Consider the following 7,213-nt stretch of genomic DNA (forward strand, 5'->3'; position numbering starts at 1 on the left):
GGATCGCTCGGATCCGTGTGGCGGTTCCGGATCACTCGGATCCGTGCGCCGAGGTCAGGGCGTCAGTTGTTCCCGACGCCGTTGCCGACGATCTCGCCGAGGCCGTTGCCCGTGCCGTCGGCGTTGCCGTTCCCGACCTCATCACCGGCACCGGCGCCCTGGCCCGCACCGGCCTCGTCACCAGCACCGGCGTCGTCACCAGCGCCGGCACCCGCGCCCGCACCGGCCTCATCGCCCGCACCGGCTTCGCCACCGGCACCGGCCTCGTCACCGGCACCAGCGCCGGCGCCGCCTTCGTCACCGGCACCCGCGCCGCCGCCCGCGGCATCGCCGAGGGTCGCGCCGACCGCCTCCAGGGCGGTGGTCACCGGTTGGAAGAAGGTCTCGCCGCCGGCCGTGCAGTCGCCGCTGCCGCCGGAGGTGAGGCCGATCGCCAGGCCGTCCTGGGTGAACAGGGAGCCGCCGCTGTCGCCGGGCTCGGCACAGACGTCGGTCTGGATGAGCCCGGTGACCGTGCCCTCGGGGTAGTTCACGGTGGCGTCGAGCCCGGTGACCTGGCCGTCGTTCAGCCCGGTGGTGCTGCCCATGCGGAGGACCTGCTGACCGACCTCGGCGTCCGCGGCCTGGCTGATCGCGAGGGTCTGCTGGCCGAGGTTGACCTCGCTGGGTGCCTCGGTTGCCGGGTCGTCGTACTTGACCAGCGCGAAGTCGCCGTCACCGGGGAAGGTGGCCTGGTCGACGGTGGCGATCGGCTGGCCGCCCTCGGTGTCGGACCACTGCTCGGCCGCGACCCCGCAGTGACCCGCGGTCAGGAAGGCGGGGCTGCCGTCGCCCGCGGTGACGTTGAAGCCCGCGGAGCAGCGTGCGCCGCCGGCGAAGATGGCGTCGCCGCCGGAGAGGAAGGTCTTGAAGGTGCCGGCCGACTTCTTGACGGTCGCCATGCCCGAGCCGAGGCTGTCGACGGTCGACTCCAGCTGGTCCCAGTTGTCGCCGGTGACGGTGCTGTCGGCGGTGACGAGGATCTTGTTCGTTCTGGGGTCGACGGCCCACGCGGTGCCCGGGATGGTCGCCTCGGACTTCAGGGTCTGCGCGCCGGACTTGAGCTCGGCGAGGCTGTTCTCGACCTCGCGGACCTTCGCGCCGGCCTTCTTCGCCTGGACGATCACGTTGTTGTTGTCGCCGGGGACGACGTTGACGACGAGCTGCTTGCTCTCGGCGTCGTAGTACGAACCGGCGAAGGCCTCGCCGAGCATGCCCGCGAGCTGCGAGGCGAGGTCGGAGGCGTCCCCCGCCTTCAGGGTCTTGGGGGCCGCGGCCTGGTCCGACGCGCCGTCCTGGGAGGCGTTGGCGTTCGGCAACAGGATCGCGGCCGCTCCGAGCGCCACCACGCTGCCCGCGGCTATCGCGGCCTTGCGCTTCGGGATTCGCTTGTGACTCAAACTTCTCGACCTCCTGGAGGACGGGGTCTGTGCCGCCGTTCGATCGGCAGCTGTTCGGGGCGCCTGGTTGGCAGTTGGTACGCACGGGTCGAGTGGGGCGTTCAATTCCGTTTGGCCGCAACCGAGTCGGGACACCGATTCGGCCAGGGTCCGCGTCCGAGGGGCCGGCGCCGGGAACAATCCCCCATATGACGATCACCACCGCCGAAGCCGACAAGATCCTCTCCGCCAACTTCGCCCCCTGGGTGCTCCAGCTGGGCCTGTCCGTCGAGACGGTGGCCGATCACCGCGCGATTCTGCGTCTGCCCTGGTCGGACGGGCTGGCCCGGGAGGGTGGCGCACTGTCGGGACAGGCACTGATGGCCGCCGCGGACACCGCGACGGTGATCGCCGTGTCGGCGGCGCGCGGGGCGTACGGGCCGATGACGACGGTGCAGCAGTCGACGTCGTTCCAGCGCCCGGTGACGGGTTCGGATGTCCTGATCGAAGCGGTCGTCACCAAGCTGGGCCGCCGGATGGCCTTCGCCGACATCACGCTGACCGACGAGGAGTCGGGAGAGATCGCGGCCCGCGCGAGCACGGTGTACGCACTCCTGGGGTGACGCACTCGGACCGACACGATCCGCTACCGATCAGTAGCGGTCGGTTGTGAACTCCTGACTGAATCCCGGCTTCAACGAATCCGCACATTCAATACTCAACGAAGTCACCGGGGACCCTGGTTCTGCACAAGCCACTACCGCCGGTTACGCCATTGGGACGGGAGTGTCGGATTCGCCACCGGGACAGCCGGAGCGGGCTGTAACAGATGCAACAGCTCGTCCGAGCCGATGCTGTGACGCATGTGAAGAAGTCACCGGCAAGACGTGCACACATCTGCACGGATCGATGCCCCGGGGACCAAAGTGCCCTGGTGAGGCCGAAGTTTGATTGGAAGCCCGCACCCGCAGCGTGCTTTGATCCATCGCATCGCAGGGGCCGTGAACGGCTTCCGGAAACGGGCGTCTGGCGCCTGCGGTCGCGGCCGTCATCTGTCCCCAGAGGGGGCCGCTCCCCCTTGTGAAATACCCATTAGGAAGGGAAGTTCCATCATGAACTCCACCCCCCAGGTTGCGACCGTCGAGATCTCCGACGCCGAGCTTGACAACGTCTCCGGTGGCCTGCAGGTCAACGCCGTGAACGGTGCCCTCGACGCTGTCAACGGCATTGCCCCCGTTTCCGGCCTGGTCGACACCGCCGTCGGCACCGTCGAGGGTGTCACCGGCCTGAACACCGCCCCGGTCTCCGGTCTGGTCGCTGGTCTCTGATCGCGCCCTTTGTACCGCTGAGTCCCGGAGCCGTTCCCCGGCTCCGGGGCTCTTCGGGTGCCGGAAAACAGTTCCGGCACCGCCCCGCACCACGGCCGGCCCACGCGCGCCGGTCTCCGCTCATCCTCAGGTGAGGGAAGTTCCGTGCAGTTCCGCCAACAGGCCCTCGCCAAGCTCCAGTCACCGGAGGAGCTCGACCTTCCGGTGCGCTTCGCCCGGCCCCAGGGCTGGCTGGTCCTCTCCGTGACGGTGGTCGTCATGGCCGCCGCGTCCGTGTGGGCGATGACCGGCTCGGTCACCTCCACGGTCGGCGCGCCCGCCATCCTCACGCACGGCCAGGGCAGCTACATCCTGCAGAGCCCGGTCGCCGGGCAGGTCACCTCGGTCGTCGCCAAGCAGGGCCAGCGGCTCCCGGCGAACTCCCCCGTGCTGAAGGTCCGTACCGCCGAGGGCGAGACGGTCGTCCGAACGGTCGCCGCGGGCCGGGTCACCGCGCTCGCCGCCACCATCGGGCAGATCATCTCCACCGGCGCGAACGTCGCCGCCGTGGAGAAGGTGGCCCACACCAAGGACACGCTGTACGCCACGGTGTACGTGCCCGCCGAGAACGCGGCGTCCATCCCCGACAAGGCGGCCGTGGACCTCACCGTCCAGTCGGTGCCGACCCAGGAGTACGGCGTCCTGCGCGGCCATGTGAAGTCCGTGGACCGCTCCGCGCAGTCGGCGCAGCAGATCGCCGCGTTCCTCGGCGACAACCAGCTGGGCGAGCAGTTCACCAAGGACGGCCGGCCGGTCGCCGTACTGGTCGCGCTGGACAGGAAGGCCGGCACGGAAAGCGGCTACGAGTGGTCGTCCGCGGACGGACCGCCGTTCTCGCTGAACTCCATGACCATGGCGGAGGCCTCGATCCGGCTGGCCGACCAGCGTCCCGTCGATTGGCTGCTGCCGTGAGCGCCGCGCAGGAGACGCGGAGCAGGCGTCGCGCCGCCCCGCCGAAGCGTCCCGTGCCCAAGGGCAGGGTGAAGACCGTCCGCACGCCCACCGTGCTCCAGATGGAGGCCGTGGAGTGCGGCGCCGCCTCCCTCGCGATGGTGCTCGGCCACTACGGCCGCCATGTCCCGCTGGAGGAGCTGCGCATCGCGTGCGGTGTCTCCCGGGACGGCTCGCGCGCCAGCAATCTGCTCAAGGCGGCGCGCAGCTACGGCCTGACCGCCAAGGGCATGCAGATGGACACGGCCGCCCTCGCCGAGGTGAAGACGCCGGCCGTGCTGTTCTGGGAGTTCAACCACTACGTCGTCTACGACGGCATGGGCCGCCGCTTCGGCCGCCGGGGCGTGTACATCAACGACCCCGCCAAGGGCCGTCGCTTCGTGCCGATGGAGGACTTCGACGGCAGCTTCACCGGCGTCGTCCTGGTCATGGAGCCCGGCGAGGACTTCTCCAGGGGCGGCCGCAAGCCGGGCGTGCTCGGCGCGATGCCGGCCCGGCTGCGCGGCACCGCCGGCACGATGCCGGCCGCCGTCCTGGCGAGCCTCCTGCTGGTGCTGGTCGGCGCGGCGGTGCCCGCGCTGAGCCGCACCTATATCGACATGTTCCTCATCGGCGGCCAGACCTCCCTGCTGGGCGTGCTGTTCGCGTCGATGGGGACCTGTGTCGCGCTCACGGTGGTGCTGACCTGGCTGCAGCAGGCGAACCTGCTGCGGGGCCGCATCATCTCCTCGACCCTGTCCAGCGCCCGCTTCCTGCGGCATCTGCTGCGGCTGCCGGTGACCTTCTTCTCCCAGCGCAGCCCGGCCGACCTGGTGCAGCGGCTCCAGTCGAACGACGCGGTCGCCGAGACCCTGGCCCGTGACCTCGCGGCGGCGGGCGTGGACGCGGTGGTCGTCGTCCTGTACGCGATCCTCCTGTACACCTACGATCCGCAGCTCACGTTCGTCGGCATCGGCGTCGCCCTGCTGAACGTCGTCGCGATGCGCGTCGTCATCCGGCTGCGCGCCACCCGCACCGCCAAGCTGCGCGCGGACAACGCCCGGCTCACCAACACCGCCTACACCGGGCTTCAGCTGATCGAGACGATGAAGGCGACCGGCGGCGAGGACGGCTACTTCCGCAAGTGGGCCGGTCAGCACGCCACCACGCTGGAGGAGCAGCAGCGCCTCGGCGTGCCGAGCGCCTGGCTGGGCGTGGTCGCCCCCATGCTCGCCTCGCTCAACAGTGCCCTCATCCTCTGGATAGGCGGCATGCGCGCGATCGAGGGCGGGATATCCGTCGGCCTGCTGGTCGCCTTCCAGGCCCTGGTCACCCGGTTCACCGCGCCGATCACCCGCCTCAACGGCGTCGCGGGCCGCATCCAGGACTTCGCCGCGGACGTGGCCCGGCTGAAGGACGTGGAGAACTTCGAGGCGGACCCGCTCTACGGCCGCCCCGGCACCGGCGAGTCCACCCGCCGCCTGCACGGCCACGTCGAGCTCCAGAACATCACCTTCGGCTACAGCCCCCTCGACAAGCCCCTGCTCACCGGCTTCGACCTGACGGTCGGCCCGGGCCAGCAGGTGGCGCTGGTCGGCGGCTCGGGCAGCGGCAAGTCGACGGTCTCCCGGCTGATCTCGGGTCTGTACTCCCCCTGGGAGGGCGTCATCCGCATCGACGACCAGCGCATCGAGGACATCCCGCGCGGCGCGCTCGCGTCCTCCGTCTCCTTCGTCGACCAGGAGGTGTTCCTCTTCGAGGGCACCGTCCGCGACAACGTGGCGCTGTGGGACCCGTCCATCCCAGACGACGCCGTGGAGGACGCGCTGCGCGACGCCGCGCTGTACGACATGGTGATGCGCCGCCCCGGCGGCATCCACAGCAGGGTCGAGCAGGACGGCCGCAACTTCTCCGGCGGGCAGCGCCAGCGCCTGGAGATCGCACGCGCGCTGGTGCGCCGCCCCAGCATCCTGGTCCTCGACGAGGTGACGAGCGCGCTGGACGCGGAGACCGAGCAGGTCGTGATGGACAACCTGCGCAAGCGCGGCTGTGCCTGTGTGGTGATCGCACACCGGCTCAGCACCGTGCGCGACAGCGACGAGATCGTCGTACTCCAGCACGGCACGATCGTGGAACGCGGGCGGCACGAGGAGCTGGTGGCGCGCGGCGGAGCCTACGCGGCACTGGTCAAGGAGCGGTGAGATGACTGCCGTCCACGAGGGTGACCTCGTCCTCAACGCGCTCGGGCAGATGGGCACGCGCATCGACTGCGCCGGTTTCAACCGCCTGGACCTCGAAGGCCCGCAGGTGCTGTGGCTGGTCGCGTCCGGCGCGGTGGACCTGTTCGCGGTCGACGCCGGCCAGCAGGGCCACTGGCACCACCTCGGCCGGCTGGAGGCGGGCACGCTGCTGCTCGGCCCGGTCCCGGGACCGCAGCACACGCTGGTGGCCCGCCCGCTCAGGGACTGCGTCGTACACCGCATCGGGCTGCGCGAGCTGTACCAGCCCGCGAACACCCAGACCTGGTCCTACGACGAGTACGGCAACCCGCAGTACGTCCCGCCGCAGACCAGCCCCCTGGAGTACGCCCTCGCCCTGGGCGTGGGCCGCAGCCTGACCATCCTCTTCCAGGCGCCGATGGCCACCGAGCGGGCGGCCGAGGTCACCGACGACGACGTCTTCTGGATGCAGGTGCCGCCGGGCAGCGTGCAGTACGGCTCGCTGTACGGCGCGGAGGCGGCCGCCGACCTGCTGATGGACCCTGCGGTCTGGCAGTCGATGGTCGACCAGCAGTACCGCCTGCTGACCACGCTGGACCGCTGGATCGAGCAGCTGGAGCGCACCCACGAGAACCGCACGGCCGAGGGCATCAAGGCCGGCGAGGCGGTGCGTGCCCAGGCCGACCGGACGCTGCTGGCGTCCATCGGCAAGCGCAGCGACAAGCGGACGACGGCTGCCGACGCGGACGCCAGTTACGCGGCCTGCAAGCTGGTCGCCGAGGCGGCCGGGATCACGCTGGCCGAGCCCGCGCAGAGCGGCACCGAGAGCGACCGGATCGACCCGGTGGAGCGGGTCGCCATCGCCTCGCGGGTGCGCACCAGGGCGGTCCGGCTGGACGGGCGGTGGTGGCGGGACAACATCGGACCGCTCGTCGGCCACCGGGCGCTGTCCGGTGCTCCGGTGGCCCTGCTGTGGCGGCGTGGCGGCTATGTCTGCGTGCATCCGGCGACCGGGCGTGAGACGCCGATCGAGAAAGCCAACGCGGAGGAGTTCGAGCCGCGTGCGGTGATGTTCTACCGTCCGCTGCCGGACCGCGCGCTGAGCCCGCTGCGGCTGCTGCGGTTCAGCATGCGGGGCACCGGCGGCGATCTGACGAACCTGCTGGTCAGCGGTCTGGTGACGGTCGCGATCGGTGCGCTGGTGCCGGACGGGACCCGCGCGCAGCGCGGCGGGGGAGTGACGACGGCGGCGCGCGGGCGGTTGGGGGAGGTGTGTGTG

The 7,213-nt window shown here is 70.8% G+C and carries 5 protein-coding genes and 1 pseudogene; 5 read left to right on the forward strand and 1 reads right to left on the reverse strand.

Features of this window, described 5'->3' with window-relative positions; genetic code table 11:
• Positions 1-62: 62 nt before the first annotated feature.
• Positions 63-1,439 (reverse strand): S1 family peptidase, encoded by a 1,377-nt coding sequence (locus ACFWYS_RS38405; protein ID WP_384779585.1) that lies wholly within the window; start codon positions 1,437-1,439, stop codon positions 63-65.
• Between the two features lie 188 nt (positions 1,440-1,627).
• On the opposite strand from ACFWYS_RS38405, the gene ACFWYS_RS38410 reads away from it, so the two are divergent.
• From ACFWYS_RS38410 to ACFWYS_RS38430, 5 genes and pseudogenes are all read left to right on the forward strand, one after another.
• The gene (locus ACFWYS_RS38410) at positions 1,628-2,041 is read left to right on the forward strand and encodes a PaaI family thioesterase (RefSeq protein WP_384779588.1); all 414 of its coding nucleotides are present in this window, start codon (positions 1,628-1,630) and stop codon (positions 2,039-2,041) included.
• Between the two features lie 489 nt (positions 2,042-2,530).
• Positions 2,531-2,746: a type A2 lantipeptide gene (locus ACFWYS_RS38415; RefSeq protein WP_384779591.1), complete on the forward strand. Its 216-nt coding sequence runs from the start codon at positions 2,531-2,533 to the stop codon at positions 2,744-2,746.
• Between the two features lie 144 nt (positions 2,747-2,890).
• A complete protein-coding gene (locus ACFWYS_RS38420; RefSeq protein WP_384779594.1) occupies positions 2,891-3,697 on the forward strand; it encodes an HlyD family efflux transporter periplasmic adaptor subunit in 807 nt (268 codons plus the stop codon).
• Positions 3,694-5,916 carry an NHLP family bacteriocin export ABC transporter peptidase/permease/ATPase subunit gene (locus ACFWYS_RS38425; protein ID WP_384779597.1) on the forward strand — a complete coding sequence of 741 codons (2,223 nt, stop codon included), beginning with the start codon at positions 3,694-3,696 and terminating at the stop codon, positions 5,914-5,916. The genes ACFWYS_RS38420 and ACFWYS_RS38425 overlap by 4 nt, the downstream gene beginning before the upstream one ends.
• Before the next feature lies 1 nt (position 5,917).
• A pseudogene (locus ACFWYS_RS38430) lies at positions 5,918-7,213 on the forward strand (NHLP bacteriocin export ABC transporter permease/ATPase subunit); the annotation flags it as partial.

Source organism: Streptomyces sp. NPDC059010 (assembly GCF_042740355.1).
Lineage (GTDB): Bacteria > Actinomycetota > Actinomycetes > Streptomycetales > Streptomycetaceae > Streptomyces.

Excerpts from the sequence above, each read along its gene's own strand:
- ACFWYS_RS38410 (WP_384779588.1), top strand. The coding sequence starts at position 1,628 with ATGACGATCACCACCGCCGAAGCCGACAAGATCCTCTCCGCCAACTTC.
- ACFWYS_RS38415 (WP_384779591.1), top strand. The coding sequence starts at position 2,531 with ATGAACTCCACCCCCCAGGTTGCGACCGTCGAGATCTCCGACGCCGAG.